A 24,875-nucleotide genomic window follows, 5' to 3' on the forward strand; every position below is an offset into this window, starting at 1 on the left:
GATCTCGGGACATCCGGGAAACGGAACGGAGGACTCCGGCCCGGAACACCCCACCACGGCGGCCCGGCCGCGGTCCCCGCTCCCCGGGTGCTCGCACGGCTGATCCCCGGACCGGGACACGGCGCCCCCCGATTCCCCCGCCCGGTGCCGGCCCTCAGAGACTTTTGGGTATGCGGTCGGTCGCTCAGGGTGTTCGGCTGCCCCGGCCCGCAGCGCCGCGGTGCGGGGATCAGGAGAGGGCCGGGGCCCCGTGGCGGGCGGAAACCCCCACCGACCTAGGAGCCCGGCCGGGTGACCACTCGCATACCCGACAGTCTCTCAGCGGAGGCCCGCTCCCCGGACCTCCGTCCCGGCCGGGCGGTCCGCCGGAGCCGGGAGCCTCCGGTATCGGGGCCGCGCAAGCGCACGGGCCCGACGGCACGGCTCCTGTTCCGGTTCCGGCCGGTCTCCGGTCGGTGGCGGACGGCAGTCGGCAGGCGGCCCGGTGGCCCGGCGGCCGGCTCAGATCCCCAGGGCCCTGCGCAGCGCTTCGGCCCTGCCGTGCAGGTGGTGGTCGCGGTAGACGCGCAGCGCGCGGTCCGCGCACTCGCCGGCCTCGGCGCGGTCGCCCAGCGCGTGGGCCGCCTCGGCCCGCACCGCGAAGGCGTCGGCCCAGCGCACCGGGGCGTCGTCGGCGCCGAGCGCCTCCAGGGCCTCCCCCGCCCGCTCGAACGCCCCCTCGGCGTCGCCGCCGGCCAGCAGCGCCCGGCCGAGCCGGACCGCGTTCCGGATCCCGATGGAGCGCCAGTCGTTGCGCCGCCCCGCCGCCTCAGGGGTCTCCATCCCCTCCAGCCGGCCGATCTCCCGGTGGGCCGCCGACGCGACCCGCTCCGACTCGGCGGCGGCCGCCCCCGGGTCGCCGGCCGCCAGGTGGAGAGCGGCCAGCTGGTAGCCGTAGAGCGCCTCTCCCCGAGCGTTTCCGAGCCCGCGCTGGATCTCCCGGGCGCGCTCGACGTCCCCCACGGCCTCGCCGATCCGCCCGAGCCGCTCGTTCAGCAGGCCGCGGGTCTCCAGCACCGGGGCCAGAACGCGGGGATCGCCGGAGGCCTCGGCCGCGGCCGCCGCGGCGGCGAGCACCTCCCCGGCCTCGTCCGCCGCGCCGCCGTCCAGCAGTGCCCGCCCCTGGTAGTTGCCCATCCGCGCCGCGGCGGCGCGGTCGTCCGGACCGACCGCGTCGTTCAGCGCGCGGCGGTAGACCTCGGCCGCGAGGGAGTCGCGCCTCAGCTCGTGCAGGACCGGCCAGAGCGATTCGGCGAGGAGCAGTGCGTCGGCGCCGCGCTCCAGGTCGAGTGCGGTGCGCATCAGTCCGGGGACGGCCTCGGCGGCCCCGGCCGCCCACTCCCTCGCGGCGGCCGGGACCGCTTCGAACGGGGCCCGGTAGCCGCCCGGGACGCGGTCGGCCGCCCCGTCCCCGTACTCGGCGGTGACCCGGCTGCGGGCTCCGGCCACCACCCGGTCGGCGTGCGCCAGCGCCGCGGCGTACCAGTTCAGCACCTGCTCCTTGAGCCGGCGGCGGTCGGCGGCGGGCAGTGCCTGGACGCGGGCCCGCGCGTCGTGCCGGATCAGCGGCTCCCACCGGTGGCCGGTTCCGTCCCAGGCCAGCAGGGAGGAGTCGGTGAGTTCGGCGAGGGCGGCCCGGGCGTCCTCCGCCGAGCCGAGCAGGGCCGAGGCCAGCCCGGTCGGCACCTTGTTCCCGGGGCATTCGCCGAGCGCGGTGTAGAGTTCGGCGGCCCGGGCGGAGAGGCCTCGGTGGCCGAGCGCGATGACCTCGGCGACGCGCGGCCCGTCCTCCTCCGCTTCGCCGATGCGGTCCAGCTCTCCGTCGAGGCGGTCCAGCTCTTCGGGGAGGCGGGGAGCGGTGTCCAGGCGGTGGAGCAGCCCGGCGACGTCCAGCCCGGGGTCGCGGGCCAGGCGGGCGCCGGCGATGCGCAGCGCCAGCGGCAGCCCGCCGCACCGGGCGACCAGGGCCCGGGCGCCCTCCGGGTCCTCCCGGAGCAGGCGGTGCACCCGGCCGTCACCGGAGTCGAATCCGCGCAGCAGCCTCAGCGCGGGCTCCTCCCCCAGGGCCGGCAGCCGGATGCAGGGGACCTGCCGGCGGACCAGCCCCTTGATCGCGGTGCGCCCGGTGGCGATGAGCATGCTGCCGGGGCCGGTCTCGAACGGCCGGACCTCGTTGAGGCCGGTGACGCCCTCCAGGACCACGACGGTCCGGCGGTTCCCGGTGATCGTGTGGAAGGCCTCCCGCCGGGCGGCGAGCCCGTCGGGGACCGCTTCGGCGGGCATGTGCAGCCGGCGCAGGAAGTCCCCGAGCACGTCGGAGACGTGCACCAGCTCCTCGGCGGTTCCCGCCGCCGCCCGGGCCCCGGCCAGGTCCGCGTAGAGGCCGGTCACCTCCCCGGCGTCCTTCTCCCGGGCCAGATCGCGCAGGAGCAGGGCGACCTCGATGCCGAACGCCGTCTTCCCCACCCCGGCCGGCCCGAGCACGTGCAGCAGCGCCGGGCGCGGGCGGCTTCCGAGCGCCTTCTCCGAGTACAGGGCCGCCGCCCGGTTCCGCGCCTCGTCGTGGTTGACGAACTCCCCGTACGACTCCGCGTGGATGTCCCAGACCGGTTCGGGACGGGGCACGTCGGGGTAGTGGTGGTGCTCGTTGTACTCCCCGACCTGCATGACGTTCCTCGCCGAGCCGCTGAGCTCGTTGTGCGTCGATACGTTCGGCTTGTCGCGCTCGGCCACGGCGGTCCGGGCCTCCTCGGGTCGCGGGGGGGGCGGCTGGGGGTCACCCGAATCCTACGCAGCGTGCCCGGCAGGGGTCGAAGACGGGCCCGCCCCTGGCCGTTTCCGGTCGTCCCGGGCGGGGCGGCGGCAGGCCGGCGGCGCACCGGACTCTGGCAGACTCGGCCCGCAGCACTCCCGCCCCTCAGGAGGAAGAGCGCCATGGACCAGGTCGCACTCGCCGTCGCCGGGAAGGGCGCCTGGGCGCTCACCGAGGACGCCCGGAGGGACCTCCGTGCCCTCCGCAAGGCGCTGCGCACCCGGTTCTCCGGCGAGGAGGGGAGCGCGGAGGCCCTGGAGGCGCTGGAGGAGGCGCGCGACTCCGACGGCGATGACGCCGGGGCCGTCCGCGAGCCGGCCCGGCACCTCGCCGCGGCGGCCGGGGCCGACCCGGAGATCCGGCGGCTCGCCGACGGGCTCCACCCGCACCTCCCGGGGGAGCGGCCCGGCGTCGTCAACATCGTCAGCGGAGAGGTGCACGGCCCCGCCGTGCAGATCGGCTCCATCGGCGAGGCCCCGCGCCCCGAGCGCTGAGGCGGCCCGCACCGGCCGGGGCTCCGCCGCGGGCGCCATAAGGTGAAACGTGTGAACGAGCAGTCCCAGGCCCTCGCGCCCTCCTCCCTTCCCGAGTCCGGCGGTGCCGGCGGGGAGGCCGCCCCGGCCTCCTCCGGCGGGCCGGAGGAGGTGGGGGTCGGACCGTGGCGGGGCCCCTGGCCCGAGGGCGACCGGTACGACCCCGCCCTGCTCGCCGAGGGCGACCGGCGCAACGTCGAGGACCGGTACCGGTACTGGCGGCACGAGGCCATCGTCGCCGACCTGGACACCCGGCGGCACCCCTTCCACATCGCGGTGGAGAACTGGGAGCACGACTTCAACATCGGGTCGGTGGTGCGCAGCGCCAACGCCTTCAACGCGCGCGCCGTGCACATCGTCGGCCGCCGCCGGTGGAACCGGCGCGGCGCCATGGTGACCGACCGCTACCAGCACGTCCACCACCACCCCGGCACCGCCGACCTGGTGGCCTGGGCGGACGAGCGCGGCCTGCCGCTGGTGGGCGTGGACAACCTGCCCGGTTCGGTGCCGCTGGAGACCTACCCGCTGCCCCGCGCCTGCGTGCTGGTCTTCGGCCAGGAGGGCCCCGGGCTGTCCGAGGAGGTCCGCGAGGTCTGCGCCGCGGTGCTCTCCATCGCCCAGTTCGGCTCCACCCGCTCCATCAACGCCGGCGCGGCGGCCGCCATCGCCATGCACGCCTGGGTCCGCGCCCACGTCTTCGACCAGCCGGTGCCCTGACCCCCGGCCGGACACCGCCCCCGGTCATGCCCCGCCCCCGAGAACGCGGAAGCGGGCGACGCGGGTCCGCCGGCCCGCCTCGGCGGCCTCCTCCGCGGTGGGCTCGCGCCCCCAGGGCAGGCCGAGGGCCCTTCCCCGCAGCGACCGGGCCCCGTACTCCCGAACGAGTTCGGTGAGCAGCGCGCCGACCTCCTCCGGCTCCTCCACCGCGGTGCCCTCGGCGCGGAACTCGCGGCCGCCGATGCGCAGCCGCACCTCGCGCCCACCGCGCAGGTTGCCCACCCAGCCGGTGCGCGCGCCGAACGCCCACACCTCCCCGGGGCCGCGCAGGTGGCGGACGACCGGTATCTCGTACTCCCGCCCGGTCCGCACCCCGGTGTAACCGACCAGCATCAGGCCGCCGAAGACCGGGTGGCCCCGGGACCTCAGCACCGGCCGGACCACCCTGTTCGCCGCGGTGAACAGCCGCCTGTCCCACCCCTGAGCGCTCATCCGCCGCCTCCCGTTCCGCCCCGGAGGGCCGGGTGCCCCGGGGAGCGCAACGCTACCGCGCCGCCGCGGCGGAGGGCCGTCCGCAACCGGCCATCGGGGCGGGGGGAGCGGGGCGTCCGAGAGCGGAGCCATAGTGTGGGAGGTCCCTGTCACCGCACGCCCGACGACCGTGAGGCCGAACGATGAGCGAACGACCGGAGTTCACCGTCAGGAACGCGACCATGGAGGACGTACCCGGCGTCGCGCGGGTGCTGAGCAGGGCGTTCTTCGAGGATCCGCTGACGGAGTGGCTCTTCCCCGACCCGGTGTCCCGGATGGCGAAGTCCGCGCGCTGGTGGGCCGCGTACAGCGGGTACGTGTTCATTCCGCGCGGGCGGGTCCGGGTGGCGGTGGAGGACGGGCCCCGGCCGGTGGTGCGCGGCGCGGCGGCCTGGAAGGAGCCCGAGGAGCCGTCGATGGGCCCCCGCGCGCTGCTGCGCACCCTGCCCAACACGGTCTCCCTGTTCGGCCTGCGCCGCCTGCCCGAGCTCTCCGCGCTCCTGCGCGAGATCGGCGGGCTGGCCCCCGCGTCCGGCCCGTACTGGCACCTGGAGGTGCTCGGCGTCGACCCGGTGGTCCAGGGCAAGGGGGTCGGCGCCGCGCTGCTCGACGCCGGCCTGTCCCGCGCCGACGACGACCGGGTCCCGGTGCACCTGGAGACCAACCGCGAGGAGAACCTCGCCTACTACGAGCGCTACGGCTTCGCGCCGACCGGGAAGCTGGACGCCGAGGGCATGCCCCGCGCCTGGGGGATGCTCCGGCCGGCTCCGTGAGCGGCGTGCCGGGGGCGGGCTCCCGGGGACGGCAGGCCCCCGGAGGGCGGCGGGTCCCTGGGCTGCACCGGCGGCCCCGGCGGCGGCCTCCGGGCTACGGCCCTCGGGACGGCGGCCCCCGGGAACGGGAAGGGCCGCCCCCTCTGGTGAGGAGGCGGCCCGTCGCCCGGGGCGGGTGCGGCGCTACTCGGCCTTGCTGCTGGCCAGGGAGCCCAGCAGGTCCCGGTTGAGCTGGGCGATGGTGTCCAGCGGGATGCCCTTCGGGCAGACCGCGGCGCACTCGCCGATGTTGGTGCAGCCGCCGAAGCCCTCTTCGTCGTGCTGGTTGATCATCTTGATCACCCGGGCCTCGCGCTCCGGCTGCCCCTGGGGCAGGCTGCCCAGGTGGGTCACCTTCGCGGCGGTGAACAGCATGCCCGAGGCGTTCGGGCAGGCCGCCACGCAGGCGCCGCAGCCGATGCAGGTGGCCGCGTCGAACGCGCGGTCCGCGTCGGCCTTGGGCACCGGGGTGGCGTGCGCGTCCGGCGCGGTGCCGGTGGGCGCGCTGATGTAGCCGCCGGCCTGGATGATGCGGTCGAACGAGCCGCGGTCCACCACGAGGTCCTTGACGACCGGGAAGGCCCCGGCGCGCCACGGCTCGATGGTGATCTCGTCGCCGTCGCTGAAGCTGCGCATGTGCAGCTGGCAGGTGGTGGTGGTCTCCGGGCCGTGGGCGACGCCGTTGATCACCACGCCGCAGGCGCCGCAGATGCCCTCGCGGCAGTCGTGGTCGAAGGCGACCGGGTCCTCGCCCGCCAGGGTGAGCTTCTCGTTGAGGACGTCGAGCATCTCAAGGAAGGACATGTCAGGGCTGACGTCCTCGACCTTGTAGGTGACCATCCGACCCTCGTCGGCCTTGCCCTTCTGGCGCCAAACGCGCAGGGTGATGTTCACTTGTAGCTCCGCTGCTTCATCTCGACGTACTCGTACTCCAAGGGCTCCTTGTGCAGCACCGGCGGCTTGCCCTCGCCGGTGAACTCCCAGGCCGCCACGTAGGCGAACTCGTCGTCGTGGCGGAGCGCCTCGCCGTCCTCGGTCTGGCTCTCGCTGCGGAAGTGGCCGCCGCAGGACTCCCGGCGGTGCAGGGCGTCGATGCACATGAGCTCGCCCAGCTCCAGGAAGTCGGCCACCCGGCCGGCCTTCTCCAGGGCCTGGTTGAGCTCGTCGTTGGAGCCGAGGACCTTGACGTTGCTCCAGAACTCCTTGCGGAGCTCGCGGATCTTGTCGATGGCCTTGCGCAGGCCCTCCTCGTTCCGCTCCATCCCGCAGTACTCCCACATGATGTGGCCGAGTTCCTTGTGGAAGGAGTCCACGGTGCGCTCGCCGTCGATGGAGAGCAGCTTGTCGATGCGGGAGCGCACCGACTCCGCCGCCTCCTTGGCGGCCGGGTGGTTCTCGTCGATCTTCTCGAACGGCCCGGCGGCGAGGTAGTCGTTGATGGTGTTGGGCAGGACGAAGTAGCCGTCGGCCAGGCCCTGCATCAGCGCGCTCGCGCCCAGGCGGTTGGCGCCGTGGTCGGAGAAGTTGGCCTCGCCGGTGACGAACAGGCCCGGGATGGAGGACTGCAGGTCGTAGTCGACCCACAGGCCGCCCATGGTGTAGTGCACCGCGGGGTAGATGCGCATCGGAACCTCGTAGGGGTTCTCGCCGGTGATGCGCTGGTACATGTCGAACAGGTTGCCGTACTTGGCCTCGACCGCGGGGCGGCCCATCCGCTTGATCGCGTCGGCGAAGTCCAGGTAGACGCCGAGCCCGCCGGGGCCGACGCCGCGGCCCTCGTCGCAGACGTTCTTGGCGGCGCGGGACGCGATGTCGCGCGGGACCAGGTTGCCGAAGGACGGGTAGATGCGCTCCAGGTAGTAGTCGCGCTCGTCCTCGGGGATCTGCCGCGGGTCGCGGTCGTCCCCGGTGCGCTTGGGCACCCAGATGCGGCCGTCGTTCCGCAGCGACTCGCTCATCAGGGTCAGCTTGGACTGGTAGTCGCCGCTGACCGGGATGCAGGTCGGGTGGATCTGGGTGTAGCAGGGGTTGCCGAAGTAGGCGCCCTTGCGGTGCGCCCGCCAGGAGGCGGTGACGTTGCAGCCCATGGCATTGGTCGACAGGAAGAACACGTTGCCGTAGCCGCCGGTGGCGAGCACCACGGCGTCGGCCATGTGGGTCTCGATCTCGCCGGTGACCATGTCCCGGGCGATGATGCCCCGGGCGCGGCCGTCGACGAGGACGATCTCCAGCATCTCGTGCCGGGTGTTCATCTCCACGGTGCCGGCCGCGATCTGCCGCTCCAGCGCCTGGTAGGCGCCGATGAGCAGCTGCTGGCCGGTCTGGCCGCGGGCGTAGAAGGTTCGGGAGACCTGCACGCCGCCGAAGGAGCGGTTGTCCAGCAGGCCGCCGTACTCACGGGCGAACGGGACGCCCTGCGCGACGCACTGGTCGATGATCTCGACGCTGGTCTGCGCCAGGCGGTACACGTTGGACTCGCGGGAGCGGAAGTCGCCGCCCTTGACGGTGTCGTAGAACAGCCGGTAGATGCTGTCGCCGTCGTTGCGGTAGTTCTTCGCCGCGTTGATGCCGCCCTGGGCCGCGATGCTGTGCGCGCGGCGCGGGCTGTCCTGGTAGCAGAAGGACTTGACCTGGTAGCCGGCCTCGCCCATGGTCGCGGCGGCGGACGCGCCGGCCAGCCCGGTGCCGACGATGATGACCGACAGCTTGCGCCGGTTGGCCGGGTTCACCAGCTTCGCGGAGAACCGGCGCTTGTCCCAGCGCTCGTTGATCGGCCCGTCGGGCGCCTTGGTGTCGGCGATCGGCGCGCCCTCGGTGTAGAGCTCGGTCATTTATCCCACCAGCCCGAGGAGAACGGAGAACGGCGGCAGCAGGAAGCCCACCGTGATGACGGCCGCGATGGCGATCGCGATGGCGTTGATCGTCCGCCGGCGCCCCTCGCGGTTGAGGCCCAGCGTCGCGCACGCGCTCCAGATCCCGTGCCGCACGTGCATCCCGACCAGGACGACCGCGGCGACGTAGATCAGCGTCACGTACCAGTACTCCGGCGCGAAGCCGTTGACCAGCCGCTCGTAGGGGCTGTCGGACTTGCCGCCCGGCGCGATGGTGTTGGTGGTCAGGTGCAGGATGTGGAAGACCACGTAGAGCGCGATGATCACGCCGCCCCAGCGCATGGTGCGCGAGGCGTAGGTCTGCTGCACCGACTTGTGCTTGACGTAGCGCACCGGGCGCGCCTTGCGGGCCCGGGCGGTCAGCACGGCCGCCGAGTAGATGTGGATCAGGATCGCCGCGAGGAGCACCACGCGCATGATCCACAGGAAGCCCTCGTGCGGGAGCATCGGCTCGCCGAGCTCGCGCAGGTGGTGCGAGTAGTTGTCGAACGTCTCCTGCCCGGCGAAGACGTTCAGGTTTCCGTACATGTGCGCTATCAGGAAGAGCACGAGGATCGCACCGGTGACCGCCATAGCGGATTTGAGGGCCACCGACGACCTGCGCGCCTCCGAGCGCTGCTTGGTCAGGGTACTGTTCGCCACGACCTGTCACCTTAAGACGGGATAAAGGATGTCGTCTAAGTCATCGCGCCGCTGGTGTCCATAGCCTTAGGCTATCGACCATGCAGTTCCAGCAGCTCGCGTACTTCCTCGCGGTCGCCGAGACGCGGCATTTCACCCGCGCAGCCGAGCTCTGCCAGGTCGCCCAGCCCAGTCTCAGCAAACAGATCCGGACCCTCGAAGCGGAACTCGGCTCGCCGCTGTTCAGCCGGGCCCGGGGGAATATCACACTCACGCCCGCGGGCGAGGCCCTCCTCCCCCTGGCCCAGCGGATGGTGACCGACGCCGAGACGGCCCGGCGCGAGATCGCGGAACTGGCCGGGATGCGCAGGGGGCGGGTGCGGCTGGGCGCCACCCCGTCGCTCTGCGGCGGCCTGGTCGCCGACGCGCTGGCCGGGTTCCACTCCCGCTTCCCCGGCATCGAGCTGCGGGTGGAGGAGAGCGGTTCGCGCGACCTGATCCGCGCCCTCGGCAAGGGCCAGCTGGACCTGGCGCTGATCATCCTTCCGCTGCAGAGCAGCGATCCGGCGTTCGTGACCACTCCGATACTAAGGGAGAACCTGGTGGTGGTCAGCGCCGCCGACGGGCCCGCGCCCACCTCCCGGGCCTCGATGCGCATCACCGACCTGCGGGACCGCCCGCTGGTGATGTTCCGGCGCGGCTACGACCTGCGCGAGGCGACCCTGAACGCGTGCCGGGTGGCCGGCTTCGAGCCCCGACTGGCGGTGGAGGGCGGCGAGATGGACGCGGTGCTCCGCTTCGTCGAGGCCGGCCTGGGCATCGCCGTGGTGCCCAGCATGGTGCTGAAGAACCGCCCCGGGCTGCGCGGCACCCCGCTGGGCCGGCCCCGGCTGCTGCGCACCATAGCCCTGGCGCACCGCAAGGACGTCGAGCCGTCCAAGAGCGCCCGCGCCTTCCGCCGGCACCTCACCGCCTACCTGACCCACCTGGCCCCCGAGGAGCTCGGCGAGGACCTGGAGGTCATCGCCGCCTCGCTGCCCTGACCCCCGGGCGGGACGCACGTCACACCCGGAAGCGCGCCCCCGGGGCGCGTTTTCCGGATAACTTTCCCGAAAAGAGGGCCGAAGCCGGAGCGAAAACCCCTCGCTGCACACGCGCAACATCCGGCAACAAAACTCGCAAAACGCTCACGAATACATATTCGACCATTCTCCGGAAAAGACTCACAAAAGAGATCCAGGGAGTGGCTTTTTTCACACCCATGGCGGTGTTAATTCTTGCTGAATTCGTGATCGCGCCGTCCTAGCGTGGCTCCACCGACCTATAGGGAGTTGCGCGGAGATGACATCGACACTTCCCCCGCCCGAGGCCGCCGGATGGAAGCGCGCCCGGATCGCGCAGCGGACGCTGCGCACCGACCGGTGGTGGTCCGGCCCGGTGTGGACCGTCCTCGGCCTCACCGCATTCCTCGTCTACGGCCTGGCCAGGGCGCTGCAGCAGGACCACTACTGGGTCGCCGAGTACCACTACCTGACGCCGTTCTACTCGCCCTGCCTGGCCGGCCAGTGCTTCGAGGAGGCGGCGGTCTTCGGCAGGCTGCCCTGGGATTTCCCCTGGTTCCTGCCGTTCGCGGCGGTCAGCCTCCCGTTCCTGCTGCTGTTCCGGCTCACCTGCTATTACTACCGGAAGGCCTATTACCGCGCCTTCTGGCAGTCCCCCACCGCGTGCGCGGTGCGCGAACCGCACGGCCGCTACACCGGGGAGACCCGCTTCCCGCTCATCCTGCAGAACCTGCACCGCTACTTCTTCTACATCGCGCTCGCCATCTCCCTGCTCAACACCTATGACGCGCTGATCGCGCTGTTCCACGGCGAGAACGGCGGATTCGGGATCGGCGTGGGCAACCTGGTCCTCCTCGCCAACGTGGTGCTGCTGTGGTGCTACACGCTCAGCTGCCACTCCTGCCGGCACGTCGTCGGCGGCCGGCTGCGCTCCTTCTCCCGGAGCCCGGCCCGCTACCGGATGTGGACCGCGGTGTCGAAGCTGAACACCCGGCACATGCTGTTCGCCTGGGTCACCCTCGCCTCCCTGGTCCTCACCGACCTCTACGTCGCCCTCGTCGCCGGCGGCGTCCTCACCGACCTCCGCCTCCTCAACTGACGGCACCGGTCCGGCGGAACCGGAACCGACGGCGCCGACGGCAAGGCGCCGGAACCGACCGGCCCCGTCCCCCGGGGCCGCAGCGATCCCTCAGAAAGTCAGGCGAATGTCCGAGAAGAGCGAGACGAACCGGACTCTCCGGTACGGCTACGACGTGGTGGTGATCGGCGCCGGCGGGGCCGGGCTGCGCGCCGCGATCGAGGCCCGGCAGCAGGGGAAGCGGACCGCGGTCATCTCCAAGTCGCTGTTCGGCAAGGCCCACACCGTGATGGCCGAGGGCGGCGCGGCGGCCGCGCTCGGCAACGTCAACGACGCCGACTCCTGGCAGGTGCACTTCCGCGACACGCTGCGCGGCGGGAAGTTCATGAACGACCCGCGGATGGCCGAGCTGCACGCCAAGGAGGCCCCGGAGCGGATCCTGGAGCTGGAGCGGTGGGGCGCGCTGTTCGACCGCACCGCCGACGGGCGGATCAGCCAGCGCAACTTCGGCGGGCACGAGTACCCGCGGCTGGCGCACGTCGGCGACCGCACCGGGCTGGAGCTCATCCGCACCCTGCAGCAGCGGGTGGTGCAGCTGCAGCAGGCCGACGCCGCCGAGCTGGGCGACCCCGAGGCGATGCTGCGGGTGTTCGCCGAGACCACCGTCACCGACCTGCTGCTGGACCGCGGCGGCCCGGACGGGCCGCGGATCTCCGGCGCGGCCGGCTACACCCGGGCCACCGGGGAGCCGGTGGTCTTCGAGGCCCCGGCGGTGGTGCTGGCCACCGGCGGCATCGGCAAGTCGTTCAAGGTCACCTCGAACTCCTGGGAGTACACCGGCGACGGGCACGCGCTCGCGCTGCGCGCCGGGGCGACCCTGCTCAACATGGAGTTCGTCCAGTTCCACCCCACCGGGATGGTCTGGCCGCCGTCGGTGAAGGGCATCCTGGTCACCGAGTCGGTCCGCGGCGACGGCGGGGTGCTGCGCAACTCCGAGGGCGAGCGGTTCATGTTCCGCTACGTCCCCGAGGTGTTCGCCGCGCAGTACGCCGAGACCGAGGAGGAGGCCGACGGCTGGTACACCGACCCGGCCGGGCACCGCCGCCCGCCGGAGCTGCTCCCCCGGGACGAGGTGGCCCGCGCGATCAACAACGAGGTCAAGGAGGGCCGGGGCTCGCCGCACGGCGGGGTGTTCCTGGACATCGCCAGCCGACTGCCGGCCGAGGAGGTCATGCGCCGGCTCCCGTCGATGCACCACCAGTTCAAGGAGCTGGCCGACGTCGACATCACCGCCGAGCCGATGGAGGTCGGCCCCACCTGCCACTACGTGATGGGCGGGGTGGAGGTGGACGCCGACACCTGCGCCGCGCTGGTGCCCGGCCTGTTCGCCGCGGGCGAGGTGGCCGGCGGCATGCACGGGTCCAACCGGCTGGGCGGCAACTCCCTGTCCGACCTGCTGGTGTTCGGTCGGCGCAGCGGGCTGGGCGCGGCCGCCTACCTGGACGGGCTCGGCGGCGACCGGCCCGCGGTCGACCCGGACGACGAGGCCGCGGCGCTGGCCCGGCTCTCGGCCCCGCTGGAGCGGGAGACCGGGGAGGGCCCGTACGCACTGCACCAGGAGCTCCAGCAGACCATGAACGACCTGGTCGGCATCATCCGGCGCGGCCCGGAGATCGAGCAGGCGCTGGAGGCGCTGGACAAGCTGGCCGACCGGGTGGCGTCGGTGCGCGCCGAGGGCGGCCGGGCCTACAACCCCGGCTGGCACCTGGCCCTGGACCTGCCGAACATGCTGCTGGTCTCGGAGGTGATCGCCCGCGCCGCGCTGGAGCGGACCGAGTCCCGGGGCGGGCACACCCGCGACGACCACCCGGGCATGTCCGCCGAGTGGCGCAAGGTCAACCTGGTCGCCTCGCTGACCGGGAGCGGCGGGGCCCGGCTGCGCCGGCAGCCCCTGCAGGCGCCCCGGCCGGACCTGCTGGAGCTCTTCGAGCGCGAGGAGCTCGCCAAGTACCTGACCGAGGAGGAGCTGCCCTCCGGCGGCCCCGCCGACACCCCCCTGAAGGAGGAGCGATGAGCGCGAAGCGGACGTTCCGCGTGTGGCGCGGCGGCGGCGACGGGGACCTCGCCCAGTACGAGGTCGAGGTCAACGAGGGCGAGGTGGTCCTCGACGTGCTGCACCGGCTGCAGGCCACCCAGGCGCCCGACCTGGCCGTGCGGTGGAACTGCAAGGCGGGCAAGTGCGGCTCGTGCTCGATGGAGATCAACGGGCGCCCCCGGCTGTCCTGCATGACCCGGATGAACACGTTCGCGCCGAACGAGACCGTCACGGTCACGCCGATGCGCACCTTCCCGGTCATCCGGGACCTGGTGTGCGACGTGTCGTACAACTACGCCAAGGCCCGGGAGATCCCCTCGTTCACGCCTCCGGAGGACGCCGGCCCGGAGGGCTACCGGATGGCCCAGGAGGACGTGCAGCGCTCGCAGGAGTTCCGCAAGTGCATCGAGTGCTTCCTGTGCAACAACGTCTGCCACGTCATCCGGGACCACGAGGAGAACAAGGAGCACTTCTCCGGCCCGCGGTTCCTGATGCGCGTCGCCGAGCTGGAGATGCACCCGGAGGACACCGCGGACCGCCGGATGATCGCCCAGGACGAGTTCGGCCTGGGCTACTGCAACATCACCAAGTGCTGCACCGAGGTCTGCCCGGAGGGCATCAAGATCACCGACAACGCCCTCATCCCGCTCAAGGAGCGCGTCGCCGGGCGCCGCTACGACCCGGTGGTCTGGCTCGGCTCCAAGATCGGCCTGCGCGGCCGGGACGCGGACACCCCGCGAGTGCCCAACACCCGCCCGAACGACGGCGGCCCGCCCCTCCCCTGACCCGCAAGCGGCCGGGCGGGGCCCGCCCGGCCGCCCCGGCCCCGGCCCCGACCCCGACCGCACAGACCCCGGCCGCACGGACCCGAGGCCCACCTGGCCGGGGCCGGCTGAAGAATCCGCGCCCCGCAGGGGCTCCGTTGAGGGTGGTGGTGGGCGACGGGTGGGCGCCGTCTCAGCGCCGTGAGGCGTCCCCCTTCAGGCCCTTGGGCGGCGGGCCGGGAGGGGTCCAGCCGAAGGTGCGGTCGAAGTTGCGGTAGAAGATCCCGGGTGCGGCCCGGCCGATCGCGGTCAGCGCGGTGTCGCGGAGCGCCGCCGGACGGGCGGCCATGCACATCGTCCGGGCGGCGGTGTCGGAGGCGGCGGCGATCCCGTTGGCCCGGGGCGCCCGCGCCGCGCTGTAGCGGGCCAGGCCGTCCGGGACCCGGTGCGCGGGGCCGCCCGGGGCGCCGACGGCGTGCGCGAGCTCGATCGCGTCCTCGATCGCCTGGCACGCCCCCTGCCCCAGGTTGGGCAGCATGGCGTGGGCCGCGTCGCCGAGCAGCGCGATCCGACCGCGGTGATAGGCCGGCAGCGGCGCGGCCAGCCGGTACAGGTCGCCGCGGATGACCGCGTCCTCCGGGGCGGCCGCGATGATCTCGGGCACCGGCGCGTACCAGCCGCCGAAGAGCCGCTCCACCTCGGCGCGCTCCCCGGCCGGCCCCCGGTCGCCCTCCGCCGCCGGGTGCATGAAGTAGGCGTAGACCGAGCCGTCCTTGAGCGGCAGCACTCCGGCGCCCTGCCCGCGCCCCCAGACCTCGGCGGGCGCCGGCCGTGCGTCCGGGCCCGGCCGGGAGATCATCCGCCAGCAGGTGAACCCCGAGTAGGCGGTGCCGGGGTGCTCCGGGAAGAGCACCCGCCGCGCCGCCGAGCGGATGCCGTCCGCCGCGACCACCAGGTCGGCCTCGATCTCCTCGCCGCCGCGCAGCCGCACCGCGGCCGGGCGGCGGCCGCCGCCCGGGTCGACCGAGGCCACCTCGGCGCCGGTGCGCAGCGCCCCCTCCGGGAGGGCCGTCAGCAGCAGGTCCACCAGGTCGGAGCGGCGCAGCACCACCAGGGGGTCGCCGAAGCGGCGGCGGACCAGGTCCATGTCGAAGCGGATCATCCAGCGGCCGTCGGCCCGCCGGATCCCGCCGCTCCCCTCCAGGGCCAGCGCGCGCACGGCGTCGCCGATGCCCAGCAGGTCCAGGCCGCGCAGCGCGTTGGGCGCCACGCCCAGGCCCGCGCCGACCGGCCGGATCTCCGGGGCCCGCTCCAGTACCGTGACCCGCCGCCCGGTCCGGGCCAGCGCCGCCGCGGCGGCCAGTCCGCCGATGCCCGCGCCGATCACCACGGTGTGTTCTGTTCCGGTCATCTCCACCCTCCTCTACAGCTGTAGAGAATGTACTCTACATCCGTAGAGCTTCAATGGAGGGGGCAGGGTTGGCGGAGAGCGGACGGGGGCGCGAGCGCGTCGAACTGATCGCCCGGACCGCGGTGCGGGTCATCGCGCGGGAGGGGCTGCGCGGCCTGACGCACCGCGCCGTGGACCGGGCGGCCGGGCTGCCGGACGGCTCGACCTCCTACCACGCGCGCACCCGCGCCCGGCTGCTGGAGATCACCCTGGAGCACATGGCGGCCGAGGAGCAGCAGGCCCTGACCGCGTTCTTCGCCGATGCGCCGCCCACCCGGACCGAGGCGGCCCGGCTGCTCGCCGAGTTCGTGCACACCTCGGTGCACACCTCGGCCGAGCGGACCCTGGCCCGCTTCGAGCTGGCACTGGAGGCGTCCCGCCGCCCCGAGCTGCGCCGCATCTACGACCGGGCCGGCGCCCGGTTCCGCGACACGGCGGAGGCGACCCTGCGCGGCCTCGGCTCACCGGCCCCCGAGCGGCACACCCGGTCGCTCATCGCCTGGTGCGAGGGGATGGTCCTGGACTCGGTGGCCGGCGCCGGCACCGCCGCCCCGCCCACCCTGGACGACCTGCACACCGGCGCCGCGGAACTGCTGAACGCCCTGCTACCGCCCCTCCCCCAGTGATCTCGGCACTCCGGCCCTGCCGACGCGCTCGTCGTCAAGTGACCGTTGCGGCGAGCAATGAGCAACGAGGAAAACGAGGAACTCGGGGAGGGGCGGGGCGGAGGCGGCCGCCCGAGCGCGGCGCCCCACGGGGTGAAGGTTCAAGCGGGCAGCGACGGCGGCGGTAGGGGCAGGGCGGAGGCGGTCGCCCGGGCGCGGCGCCCCACGGGGTGACGGTTCAGGCCGGCAGCGACGGCAGGCAGGGGCACCGGCCGGTCGGTCCGGCGCGGCGCCCCGCGAAGCGAAGGCTCAAACCGGCAGCAACAGCAGCGGCAGGGGCGGGGCGCAGGCGGTCGCCCGGGCGTGCGCCCCAGGGAGCGAGGGGTCAAGCCAGCGGCGACGGCAGCGGTAGGGCGGGGCGCAGGCGGTCGCCCGAGTGTCGGGCCCCACGGGGCGGGGGTTCAGGCTGGCAGCGAGGGCGGGTGGGCGTGCCGGCTGGTCGGTCGGGCGCGGCAGAGCGGGTGGGGCGGTCGGGGTGAGCCGGGGCGGCGGGTTCGCCGTTCCCGCGTCGCCCGGGCGCCGAGGCCGACCGCCCTTGAAACCGCTACCCCTCCCTGACCTGGGCGAACACGCACAGTGAAGGTCGGGTGGGGCGCCCTGCGCACCGCGAGAGCACCCCGGTGATTCCCGGGCGCGCATCCCGGCCCGGATCGGCCCCCGGGAGGCCCGGATCGCCTTGTTCGCGCCGGTGATGGAGGGTTCGTGCCGCCCGCAAGGCCGGGGTGCAGGGGGCCGGAACCCGGGGAGGGCAGGGGCGGGGGCGGGATGTCGCTTTTGCCCTGCCGAGAGGACCCACCTTGGCCACTCTGGGTAACCGGGGAGAGGGCGGTGGGGGCCTCAGGGGTTACTACTCGCTGGTAGATGTAATCGGGGTGCTGCCGGGGTGCGCAGGGCGCCCCTGCCCTCGCCCGATCCCTGCTGGAAACCGGGCATAGGGGATATGGCCACCCTGGTGGGTGCGGGCCGGGCCGGTGAACGCGGCGCCCGGCCCCCTCCCGCCCCCGCCGCCCGCTTGAACCCCGCCACGTGAGGCGCCGCACCCGGGCGACCACCTTCGCCCCGCCCCCACCGTTGCCGTCGCCTGCTTGAACCCCGGCCACGCGAGACGCCGCGCCCGACCGACCGGCCGGCACGCCCTCCCGCCGTCGCCGCCCGCTTGAACCTGCACTCCGCGAGACGCCGCGCTCGGGCGATCACCTCCGCCCCAGCCCTACCTTCACCGTCGCCGCCTGCTTGAACCTTCACTCCGTGGGGCGCCGCGCCGGACCGACCAGCCGGTCCCCCACCGGCCCTCGCTGCCCGCCTGAACCCCCACCCCGTGGAGCGCCGCACCCGACCGACCAGCCGGCACGCCCACCCGCCCTCGCTGCCCGCCTGAACCCCCACCCCGTGAGGCGCCGCACCCGACCGACCAGCCGGCACGCCCACCCGCCCTCGCTGCCCGCCTGAACCCCCACCCCGTGAGGCGCCGCGCCGGACCGACCGGCCGATCCCCCTCCTGTCCTCTCCTCTGGTGGGCGGTGTTGCAGATGCGGCAGCAGACACTGGGAACCACCCGCCCTGACAGGGGTTGACAGGGGCGACAGGGCCGGAGCACCGAGATCACCGCCCGATCAGCGGCCTCAGGAGGCGACCGGGGGGCGCCAGTCGTCGACCGGGCGGGTGTAGCGGGCCAGCTGCCAGGGGGCGACCTTGCCGACCAGGCCGGCGGCTGTGTCCCGGAGCCCGGCCAGTACCGGGGAGTCGTTCTGCACCGCCTCGGCCAGCTGCGCGGAGCGCTGCACCAGGGCCGTGGTGCGCCCCACCCGGGCCGCGCTGTAGGACTGCACCGCGGTGGTCACGTAGGCCATCGAGCCGCCCGCGTGGTGGGCCAGCACCACCGCGTCCTCGATCGCCTGGCCGGCGCCCTGGGCGAGGTTGGGCGTCATGGCGTGCGCCGCGTCGCCCAGGATCGCCACCCGGCCCTTGTGGTAGGCGGGCAGCGGGGTGTCGATGTGCCAGGCGTCGCTGCGGACCACCGCCTCCGGGCGGGCGGCGGCGAACAGGTCGGCGAGCGGCTCGTGCCAGTCGACCAGCCGGTCGACCAGCGCCGCGCGCTCGTCCGGGGCGGACTCGCCGGCCGGGACGTTCGCGGTGGCGTAGCAGTACACCTCGTCGCCGCTGAGCGGAAGGACCCCGGCGACGCCGCCCTTGCCCCAGGTCTCCCCGAAGTCGAGCGGGTCGGCCTGGTCCCACGGGACGATCGCCCGCCAGCAGGCGAAGCCCGCGTAGACCGCGCCCGGGTGCTCCAGGAAGAGCTCGGAGCGGATCGCGGAACGCGCGCCGTCGGCGACCACCACCAGGTCGGCGCTGAGGTCGCCGGTCTCGGTGGAGACCCGGGCCAGCTGGCGGGTGGTGCCGGCCTCCACCGCGGTGACCGCGGAGCCGGTGTGCAGGGTGCCCGAGGGCAGCCGCTGCAGCAGCACGTCGCACAGGTCGGCGTAGCGGAGCACGCAGACCGCGTCGCCGAAGCGCTGCTGGGTCTCGTGCGGCCCGGTGCGCACCAGCCAGCGGCCGTCCCGGCGGCGGATCGCGGCGATGCCGTGCGGCGCCGACCGCTTGCGGACCTCCTCCCCGGCGTCCAGGGCGTCCAGGGCGCGCAGCGCGTTGGGGGCGAGCGCCAGCCCTGCGCCGACCGGGTCCAGAAGCGGGGCCTTCTCGAACAGGCTCACCTCGCACCCGGCCCTGGTCAGGGCGACCGCGGCGGCCAGGCCGCCGATGCCGCCCCCGACCACGACGGCGTGCGGTGCTGACATGCGCTGGTCCTCCGGAGACGAGGGGCCGCGGCCCCGCACCGGGAGAGCGGTTCGGAGCCCTGGCATTCAGGCTAGGGTCGGTGCCCCGGGAAAGCCATGCGTTGGCGCGTTTTCCTGCGGCGTGGCCTGACCTGGACTCCCGTGCGCCGCCCTTCTTCCCGCTTTCCTCCCGAAATGCCTGCTCCACCGGGGCCCGCGGAACCCTTCCCGAACAACCAAGCGACCGCTAGGTTCTAGGTGCGGCCCGAGCGCGACGGCGGCCGGGCCGCGGCAGAACGACGAAGGGAGTCCCGGTGTCCTCCTCACCGACCCCGCCGCCCGGTGCGCGGCGCCCCGGACGCGCGGTCGCCGGGGTGCTGCTGCCCGCGGCGCAGAAGGCCGCCGCGAGCCGGCTGTTCGCCCGGATCGCGCCCAAGGTGTTCCCCCCGGCCGACCGGCTGCTGTACCGGCTGACCGGCGGCCGGGTGCAGCTCGCCCGCTGGGCCGTGCCCAGTCTGATGCTGACCACGCGCGGGCGGAAGAGCGGCGCGCCGCGCCGGGCCCCGGTGGCCTGCCTGCCGGAGCGGGACCGGACGCCGCGCTCCTTCCTGGTGGTCGGGAGCAACTTCGGCCGGGAGAACCACCCGGCCTGGACGCACAACCTGCTGGCCTGCCCCGAGGCCTCGGTGAACTACAAGGGCAGGGAGATCCCGGTGACCGGGGCGCTGCTCTCCCCCGAGGAGAAGGCGGAGGTGTGGGGGGCGCTGAACGCGATGTGGCCCTACGACTCCTACGCCTCGCGCGCGGGCCGCGAGCCCCGGGTGTTCCGCCTCACTCCGCGCCCGGACGCCGGCTGAGCCCTCCCGGCGCCCGCGGCGGCCGGCGGGCGCCCCGGACGCGCGAGGGGCGGGACCGCCCTGCGCCGGGGCACCGCGCCCGCCCCGAACGGCGGCGGGCCCCGGGGCCCGCCCCCCTGCCCTCCGGATCGGTGGGAAGGGGGAGCGGGGCCCCGGGGCCCGATGGGGCCGGTCCGGGCCGGCCGTGCGTCAGTTGGAGCTGCGCTTCTTGTGCGCGGCGATCCGGCCGCGCTCCTTCTGGTCCAGGATGACCTTGCGGATGCGCACCGCCTCCGGGGTGACCTCCACGCACTCGTCCTCGCGGCAGAACTCCAGCGCCTGCTCCAGGGAGAGCTTGCGCGGCGGCACCAGGCGGACCAGCTCGTCGCCGGTGGAGGAGCGCATGTTGGTGAGCTTCTTCTCCTTGGTGATGTTGACGTCCATGTCGTCGGAGCGGGAGTTCTCGCCGACGATCATGCCCTCGTACACCTCGGTGGTGGGCTCGACGAAGAGCACGCCGCGCTCCTGCAGGTTGAACATGGCGAAGGCGACGGCCACCCCGGCCCGGTCGGCCACCAGCGAACCGTTGGGGCGAGTGCGCAGCTCGCCGAACCACGGCTCGAAGCCCTCGAAGACGTGGTGGGCGATGCCGGTGCCGCGGGTCTCGGTGAGGAACTCGGTGCGGAACCCGATCAGGCCGCGGGACGGGACCAGCCAGTCCATCCGGACCCAGCCGGTGCCGTGGTTGCTCATCTGCTCCATCCGGCCCTTGCGGACGCTGAGCAGCTGGGTGATGGCGCCCAGGTACTCCTCGGGGGCGTCCACGGTGAGCCGCTCGACCGGCTCGTGCACCTTGCCGTCGATCTCACGGGTGACCACCTGCGGCTTGCCGACGGTCAGCTCGTAGCCCTCGCGGCGCATCTGCTCGACCAGGATGGCCAGCGCCAGCTCGCCGCGGCCCTGCACCTCCCAGGCGTCCGGCCGCTCGGTGGGCAGCACCCGCAGGCTGACGTTGCCGACCAGCTCCCGGTCCAGCCGGTCCTTGACCAGGCGGGCGGTGACCTTGGCGCCCTTGACCCTGCCGACCAGCGGCGAGGTGTTGGTGCCGATGGTCATCGAGATGGCCGGCTCGTCCACGGTGATGAGCGGGAGCGCGAGCGGGTCCGCGGGGTCGGCCAGCGTCTCGCCGATCATGATCTCCGGAATGCCCGCGATGGCGATGATGTCGCCCGGCCCGGCCTGCTCGGCGGGCTTGCGCTCCAGCGCCTCGGTCATCAGCAGCTCGGTGACCTTCACCTGCTGGGTGCTGCCGTCGGTGCGGATCCAGGCGACCTGCTGGCCCTTGCGGATCTCGCCCTGGCGCACCCGGCACAGCGCGAGACGGCCGAGGAACGGCGAGGCGTCCAGGTTGGTGACGTGCGCCTGCAGCGGCGCCCCCGGGGTGTACTCCGGCGCCGGGACGGTGTCCAGGATGGTGCGGAAGAACGGGGTGAGGTCGTCGTTCTCCGGCACCTCGCCGTCGGCCGGGCGCTCCAGCGAGGCGCGGCCGTCGCGGGCGCAGGCGTAGACGATCGGGAAGTCGATCTGGGAGTCGTCGGCCCCCAGGTCCATGAAGAGCTCGTAGGTGTCGTCGACCACCTCGGCGATCCGGCTGTCCGGCCGGTCCACCTTGTTGATGCACAGGATCACCGGCAGCTTGGCCTGCAGGGCCTTGCGCAGCACGAAGCGGGTCTGCGGGAGCGGGCCCTCACTGGCGTCGACCAGCAGGACGACGCCGTCCACCATGGACAGCCCGCGCTCGACCTCGCCGCCGAAGTCGGCGTGGCCGGGGGTGTCGATGATGTTGATGACGACTTCCTCGCCCTCCGGCGAGGTGTAGTGGACCGCGGTGTTCTTGGCGAGAATGGTGATGCCCTTCTCGCGCTCCAGGTCGTTGGAGTCCATGACGCGGTCATCGACGTCCTGGTTCTCGCGGAACGCCCCGGACTGCCACAGCATGGCGTCGACGAGCGTGGTCTTGCCGTGGTCGACGTGCGCGACGATGGCGACGTTGCGGAGGTCGGCGCGGCGTGCGGAGCCCTCGGCGGTAGTGGCGCTGGACATGCGAAAGGTCTCGATCTCATCTGCTGGGAAGAACCGCGACACCCGCGGCCGTGCACAAGTTTATGCGCTTGTACCGGATAGCGAGGGAAACGGCCAGGTCACGGCTTTCTCGGGGCCCTGAACAGGGGGTGGACGACAGGCGACGTCCGTCACTCCGACTGGACAAGTCACCACAATATGGACTTAGGATAGGCGCGCCTTAGCAAGGTGGGCCTTACCTTGTGCGCCCCGGCCGCGACGCCGCGTCCGGGCGCCCGGCCCTGCTCCGTACCGACGCGGCCCGAGCCCCGCCCCTGGGCCGCCCGACCACCTCCAGGGGTCCGCATGACTACCTCGCCGCGCCGCCTGACACCGCGCCGCCTCACCGGCCTCGCCCTGCTCGCCTCAGCGGCCGTGTTCGCCACCACGGCCTGCTCCTCCGGGGCGGGCGCGCCCGCCGCCGAGTCCGACGGCGACTGGTCCGCGGTGACCGTCGAGCACGCCTTCGGCTCCACCGAGATCACCGCCGAGCCGAAGCGGGTCGTCACCATCGGCTGGTCCGACGAGGCCACCCTGCTCGAACTGGGCGTCGTCCCGGTCGGCATGGCCGCCTCCACCTACGCCGGGGACGAGGACGGGTACCTCCCCTGGGACCTGGAGAAGCTGGACGAGCTCGGCGAGGACAAGCCCGAGCTGTTCAACACCGACGACGGCATGCCGGTCGAGGACATCGCCGCGCTGGAGCCCGACCTCATCCTGGGCCTCCAGTCCGGGCTGGAGGAGAAGGAGTACGAGCAGCTCTCCGCGGTCGCGCCGACCATCCCCTACCTCGACGAGCCGTGGAAGACGCCGTGGCAGGACGCCACCCTCGCCATCGGCAAGGCGCTGGGCCGGGAGGACGACGCGCAGAAGGTCGTCGACGAGACCGAGGGGCACATCGCCGACCTCGCCGCCGAGCACCCCGAGTTCGAGGGGACCACCGTCGCCGCGGCCACCGTCGTGCCCAACAGCACCGACTTCGGCTTCTACCTGGAGGGCGACGCCCGAGCCGCCCTCCTGGAGGAGCTGGGCTTCACCCGGGCGCCGTTCATCGACGAACTGGAGGCCGACGAGGGCGCCTTCTTCGCGCCGCTCAGCCGGGAGCACGCCGACCGGGTCGACACCGACGTCCTGCTGATGTGGCACTCCACCCCCGAGGAGCGGGAGAAGCTGGAGAAGAGCGACGTCTTCGGCGAGATCGGCGCCGTCGCCGACGGACGCTACGTCGGCTACGACGACCCGGCCGAGGCGATGGCGATCTCCTCGCCCAACCCGCTGACCATCCCGTGGGTGTCCGACCGCCTCGTCGACGACCTGGCCGAGGCCGTGGAGGGCGAGGCCTGACCCCGGACCGGCGGTGCGGCCCCGAGCCCCCGGCGCCGCACCGCTCCCCCTCTCCCTGGCCACAGGAGCCCCCCATGCCCCCCGCCCCGTCCCCGCGCGCCGCCCGCCAGCGCCGCACCGCACCGCTCGCCCCCGCCGCCGCGCTCGCCCTGCTCGCCACCGCCGCCTGCACCTCCGGTGCGGGCGGCCCCGAGGCCGGCGCGGACGGCGGCCGGCCCCCGGTCGCCATCGAGCACGCCTACGGCTCCACCGAGATCACCGGCGAGCCGGAGCGCATCGTCACCCTCGGCTGGACCAGCGAGGCCACCCTGCTCGAACTGGGCGTCGTCCCGGTCGGCATGGCCGCCTCCACCTTCGCCGGCGACGACGAGGGCCGGCTGCCGTGGAACAGCGAGAAGATCGAGGAGCTCGGCGCGGAGGAGCCGGCCCTGCTCGACACCGACGACGGCGTCCCCGCCGAGGAGATCGCCGCGCTGGAGCCCGACCTCATCCTGGCCGTGCAGACCGGCATCGAGGAGGACGAGTACGAGCAGCTCTCCGCGATCGCGCCGACCGTCGCCTACCTGGACGAGCCGTGGATGACGCCGTGGCAGGAGGAGGCGCTGACCGTCGGTCGGGCGATCGGCCGGGAGGACGACGCGCAGCGGGTCGTGGACGGCGTCGACGACTACCTGGCCGGCCTCGCCGAAGCGCACCCCGAGCTCCAGGGGGCCACCTTCGCCACCGGCCGGCAGGAGCCCGGCACCGGCGACTTCGGCTTCTCCGTCGAGGGCGACGCCCGCTACGAGCTGCTGGAGCAGGTCGGCCTCGAACCGGCGCCGTTCATCGGCGACCTGGAGCCCGAGCCCGGCGCGTTCTCCGCCCGGCTCAGCCGGGAGCACGCCGAGCGGATCGACGCCGAGGTGCTGGTGATGTGGGCGGGCAGTCCCGAGGAGCGGGAGAAGCTGGAGCAGAGCGAGGTGTTCCGGAAGGTCGACGCGGTCCGCGAGGGCGGCTACATCGGCTACGACGACACCGCCCTGACGATGGCGATCACCTCGCCCGGCCCGCTGTCCATCCCATGGGCGATGGACGAGGTCGTCGAAGACCTCTCCGCCGCGGCCGAAGGCCGGGCCTGACCCCCGCAGGGCACTGATCCCGGCCCTGTCGCCGCCTCGACCCGCGTTGAGACGGCGGCGACACCGGGATCAACGCCGGAGATCAGCGCAGGAAGGGACGGACCGCCTCCAGGAACGGCAGGTCGGCGGGGAGCCAGTCGACGCCGTCCAGCTCGCCGGCGCGCAGCCAGCGCAGCGCGAGGTGCTCCACCGCCCGGGGTTCGCCCTCGACCAGCTCGGCGGCCCACACCCGGAGCACGGCGGTGGTTCCGTCGCCGCGCGGCGGGAGGGGTTCCTCTCCCCCGATCCGGCGCAGCGGGCGGACCGGCACGCCCAGCTCCTCCCGGCACTCGCGGACCAGCGCCTCGGTGTCGGACTCGCCCGGGTCCACCTTGCCCCCGGGCAGCTCCCAGCGCCCGCGCAGGCTCGCGGGCGCGGCCCGCTGCGCGGCGAGCAGTGCTCCGCCGCGCAGGATCGCGGCGCCGACGACGACGATGTGCGGGCCGCCCGCGGGATCCTCGCCGCGGCGGCCGCTCTGCAGCTCGGTCACGGTCGACAACGGTACTCCAGGCCGGGGCGGGTGGGCGGGACGGGCGGGGCAGGCGGCCGGTGCGGGCCGGGCGAGGCGGGGGGG

At 73.9% G+C, this 24,875-nt stretch carries 20 protein-coding genes; 11 read left to right on the forward strand and 9 right to left on the reverse strand.

From position 1 onward, the window contains the following. Window positions 1-501: 501 nt before the first annotated feature. On the reverse strand, window positions 502-2,772 hold the full coding sequence (locus tag D459_RS0128300; protein ID WP_017596363.1) for a hypothetical protein: 2,271 nt from the start codon (window positions 2,770-2,772) through the stop codon (window positions 502-504). Between the two features lie 201 nt (window positions 2,773-2,973). Between D459_RS0128300 and D459_RS0128305 the strand changes: the two genes are divergently transcribed. Then, on the forward strand, window positions 2,974-3,345 hold the full coding sequence (locus tag D459_RS0128305; protein ID WP_017596364.1) for a hypothetical protein: 372 nt from the start codon (window positions 2,974-2,976) through the stop codon (window positions 3,343-3,345). A 51-nt stretch (window positions 3,346-3,396) separates the two neighbouring features. Continuing rightward, the gene (locus D459_RS0128310; protein ID WP_017596365.1) at window positions 3,397-4,101 is read left to right on the forward strand and encodes a TrmH family RNA methyltransferase; all 705 of its coding nucleotides are present in this window, start codon (window positions 3,397-3,399) and stop codon (window positions 4,099-4,101) included. Between the two features lie 24 nt (window positions 4,102-4,125). On the opposite strand, the gene D459_RS0128315 is transcribed toward D459_RS0128310, so the two are convergent. Further along, window positions 4,126-4,593 carry a hypothetical protein gene (locus tag D459_RS0128315; protein ID WP_017596366.1) on the reverse strand — a complete coding sequence of 156 codons (468 nt, stop codon included), beginning with the start codon at window positions 4,591-4,593 and terminating at the stop codon, window positions 4,126-4,128. Window positions 4,594-4,775: 182 nt separating this feature from the next. Between D459_RS0128315 and D459_RS0128320 the strand changes: the two genes are divergently transcribed. After that, the gene (locus D459_RS0128320) at window positions 4,776-5,405 is read left to right on the forward strand and encodes a GNAT family N-acetyltransferase (protein WP_017596367.1); all 630 of its coding nucleotides are present in this window, start codon (window positions 4,776-4,778) and stop codon (window positions 5,403-5,405) included. A gap of 183 nt (window positions 5,406-5,588) precedes the next feature. Here the strand turns inward: D459_RS0128320 and D459_RS0128325 are convergent, their stop codons facing one another. From D459_RS0128325 to D459_RS0128335, 3 genes are read right to left on the reverse strand one after another with little or no spacing between them, the layout of a single operon-like run. Then, a complete protein-coding gene (locus D459_RS0128325) occupies window positions 5,589-6,338 on the reverse strand; it encodes a succinate dehydrogenase/fumarate reductase iron-sulfur subunit (RefSeq protein ID WP_017596368.1) in 750 nt (249 codons plus the stop codon). After that, window positions 6,335-8,275, reverse strand: a complete 1,941-nt coding sequence (locus D459_RS0128330; protein WP_017596369.1) for a fumarate reductase/succinate dehydrogenase flavoprotein subunit — start codon at window positions 8,273-8,275, stop codon at window positions 6,335-6,337. The genes D459_RS0128325 and D459_RS0128330 overlap by 4 nt, the downstream gene beginning before the upstream one ends. After that, window positions 8,276-8,977 carry a succinate dehydrogenase cytochrome b subunit gene (locus D459_RS0128335; RefSeq protein ID WP_040711486.1) on the reverse strand — a complete coding sequence of 234 codons (702 nt, stop codon included), beginning with the start codon at window positions 8,975-8,977 and terminating at the stop codon, window positions 8,276-8,278. An 80-nt stretch (window positions 8,978-9,057) separates the two neighbouring features. On the opposite strand from D459_RS0128335, the gene D459_RS0128340 reads away from it, so the two are divergent. The 4 genes from D459_RS0128340 to D459_RS0128355 all read left to right on the forward strand — a co-directional run bounded on the left by D459_RS0128340 (window position 9,058) and on the right by D459_RS0128355 (window position 13,975). Then, window positions 9,058-9,999, forward strand: a complete 942-nt coding sequence (locus tag D459_RS0128340) for a LysR family transcriptional regulator (RefSeq protein WP_017596371.1) — start codon at window positions 9,058-9,060, stop codon at window positions 9,997-9,999. Between the two features lie 298 nt (window positions 10,000-10,297). Then, complete coding sequence (locus D459_RS0128345) at window positions 10,298-11,116, forward strand: hypothetical protein (protein WP_017596372.1); 819 nt, start codon at window positions 10,298-10,300, stop codon at window positions 11,114-11,116. 106 nt (window positions 11,117-11,222) lie between these two features. Then, window positions 11,223-13,169: a fumarate reductase/succinate dehydrogenase flavoprotein subunit gene (locus tag D459_RS0128350; RefSeq protein ID WP_017596373.1), complete on the forward strand. Its 1,947-nt coding sequence runs from the start codon at window positions 11,223-11,225 to the stop codon at window positions 13,167-13,169. Further along, window positions 13,166-13,975, forward strand: a complete 810-nt coding sequence (locus D459_RS0128355) for a succinate dehydrogenase/fumarate reductase iron-sulfur subunit (RefSeq protein ID WP_017596374.1) — start codon at window positions 13,166-13,168, stop codon at window positions 13,973-13,975. The genes D459_RS0128350 and D459_RS0128355 overlap by 4 nt, the downstream gene beginning before the upstream one ends. Before the next feature lie 172 nt (window positions 13,976-14,147). On the opposite strand, the gene D459_RS0128360 is transcribed toward D459_RS0128355, so the two are convergent. Continuing rightward, window positions 14,148-15,365 carry an FAD-dependent monooxygenase gene (locus D459_RS0128360; RefSeq protein ID WP_017596375.1) on the reverse strand — a complete coding sequence of 406 codons (1,218 nt, stop codon included), beginning with the start codon at window positions 15,363-15,365 and terminating at the stop codon, window positions 14,148-14,150. A 68-nt stretch (window positions 15,366-15,433) separates the two neighbouring features. Here D459_RS0128360 and D459_RS0128365 point away from each other — a divergent pair, with 68 nt between their 5' ends. Next, a complete protein-coding gene (locus D459_RS0128365) occupies window positions 15,434-16,030 on the forward strand; it encodes a TetR/AcrR family transcriptional regulator (protein WP_017596376.1) in 597 nt (198 codons plus the stop codon). 1,661 nt (window positions 16,031-17,691) lie between these two features. On the opposite strand, the gene D459_RS0128370 is transcribed toward D459_RS0128365, so the two are convergent. Then, window positions 17,692-18,864, reverse strand: a complete 1,173-nt coding sequence (locus D459_RS0128370; RefSeq protein ID WP_017596377.1) for an FAD-dependent monooxygenase — start codon at window positions 18,862-18,864, stop codon at window positions 17,692-17,694. Window positions 18,865-19,157: 293 nt separating this feature from the next. Between D459_RS0128370 and D459_RS0128375 the strand changes: the two genes are divergently transcribed. Beyond that, window positions 19,158-19,700, forward strand: coding sequence for a nitroreductase family deazaflavin-dependent oxidoreductase (locus D459_RS0128375; protein ID WP_017596378.1), 543 nt, complete (start codon window positions 19,158-19,160; stop codon window positions 19,698-19,700). 189 nt (window positions 19,701-19,889) lie between these two features. Here D459_RS0128375 and typA read toward each other — a convergent pair whose 3' ends face one another. Continuing rightward, a complete protein-coding gene (gene typA, locus D459_RS0128380; RefSeq protein WP_017596379.1) occupies window positions 19,890-21,782 on the reverse strand; it encodes a translational GTPase TypA in 1,893 nt (630 codons plus the stop codon). A gap of 324 nt (window positions 21,783-22,106) precedes the next feature. Here typA and D459_RS0128385 point away from each other — a divergent pair, with 324 nt between their 5' ends. Continuing rightward, a complete protein-coding gene (locus D459_RS0128385) occupies window positions 22,107-23,144 on the forward strand; it encodes an iron-siderophore ABC transporter substrate-binding protein (protein WP_017596380.1) in 1,038 nt (345 codons plus the stop codon). Window positions 23,145-23,218: 74 nt separating this feature from the next. After that, on the forward strand, window positions 23,219-24,262 hold the full coding sequence (locus D459_RS0128390; RefSeq protein WP_017596381.1) for an iron-siderophore ABC transporter substrate-binding protein: 1,044 nt from the start codon (window positions 23,219-23,221) through the stop codon (window positions 24,260-24,262). An 82-nt stretch (window positions 24,263-24,344) separates the two neighbouring features. Here the strand turns inward: D459_RS0128390 and D459_RS0128395 are convergent, their stop codons facing one another. Continuing rightward, a complete protein-coding gene (locus tag D459_RS0128395; RefSeq protein ID WP_017596382.1) occupies window positions 24,345-24,791 on the reverse strand; it encodes a (deoxy)nucleoside triphosphate pyrophosphohydrolase in 447 nt (148 codons plus the stop codon). Window positions 24,792-24,875: the final 84 nt, after the last annotated feature.

It is taken from the genome of Nocardiopsis potens DSM 45234 (assembly GCF_000341105.1).
Classification (GTDB): domain Bacteria; phylum Actinomycetota; class Actinomycetes; order Streptosporangiales; family Streptosporangiaceae; genus Nocardiopsis_A; species Nocardiopsis_A potens.

Coding starts and splice junctions, on each gene's coding strand:
- D459_RS0128305 (WP_017596364.1), top strand. CDS start 2,974: ATGGACCAGGTCGCACTCGCCGTCGCCGGGAAGGGCGCCTGGGCGCTC.
- D459_RS0128315 (WP_017596366.1), bottom strand. CDS start 4,593: ATGAGCGCTCAGGGGTGGGACAGGCGGCTGTTCACCGCGGCGAACAGG.
- D459_RS0128320 (WP_017596367.1), top strand. CDS start 4,776: ATGAGCGAACGACCGGAGTTCACCGTCAGGAACGCGACCATGGAGGAC.
- D459_RS0128330 (WP_017596369.1), bottom strand. CDS start 8,275: ATGACCGAGCTCTACACCGAGGGCGCGCCGATCGCCGACACCAAGGCG.
- D459_RS0128340 (WP_017596371.1), top strand. CDS start 9,058: ATGCAGTTCCAGCAGCTCGCGTACTTCCTCGCGGTCGCCGAGACGCGG.
- D459_RS0128345 (WP_017596372.1), top strand. CDS start 10,298: ATGACATCGACACTTCCCCCGCCCGAGGCCGCCGGATGGAAGCGCGCC.
- D459_RS0128350 (WP_017596373.1), top strand. CDS start 11,223: ATGTCCGAGAAGAGCGAGACGAACCGGACTCTCCGGTACGGCTACGAC.
- D459_RS0128355 (WP_017596374.1), top strand. CDS start 13,166: ATGAGCGCGAAGCGGACGTTCCGCGTGTGGCGCGGCGGCGGCGACGGG.
- D459_RS0128360 (WP_017596375.1), bottom strand. CDS start 15,365: ATGACCGGAACAGAACACACCGTGGTGATCGGCGCGGGCATCGGCGGA.
- D459_RS0128370 (WP_017596377.1), bottom strand. CDS start 18,864: ATGTCAGCACCGCACGCCGTCGTGGTCGGGGGCGGCATCGGCGGCCTG.
- typA (WP_017596379.1), bottom strand. CDS start 21,782: ATGTCCAGCGCCACTACCGCCGAGGGCTCCGCACGCCGCGCCGACCTC.
- D459_RS0128385 (WP_017596380.1), top strand. CDS start 22,107: ATGACTACCTCGCCGCGCCGCCTGACACCGCGCCGCCTCACCGGCCTC.
- D459_RS0128390 (WP_017596381.1), top strand. CDS start 23,219: ATGCCCCCCGCCCCGTCCCCGCGCGCCGCCCGCCAGCGCCGCACCGCA.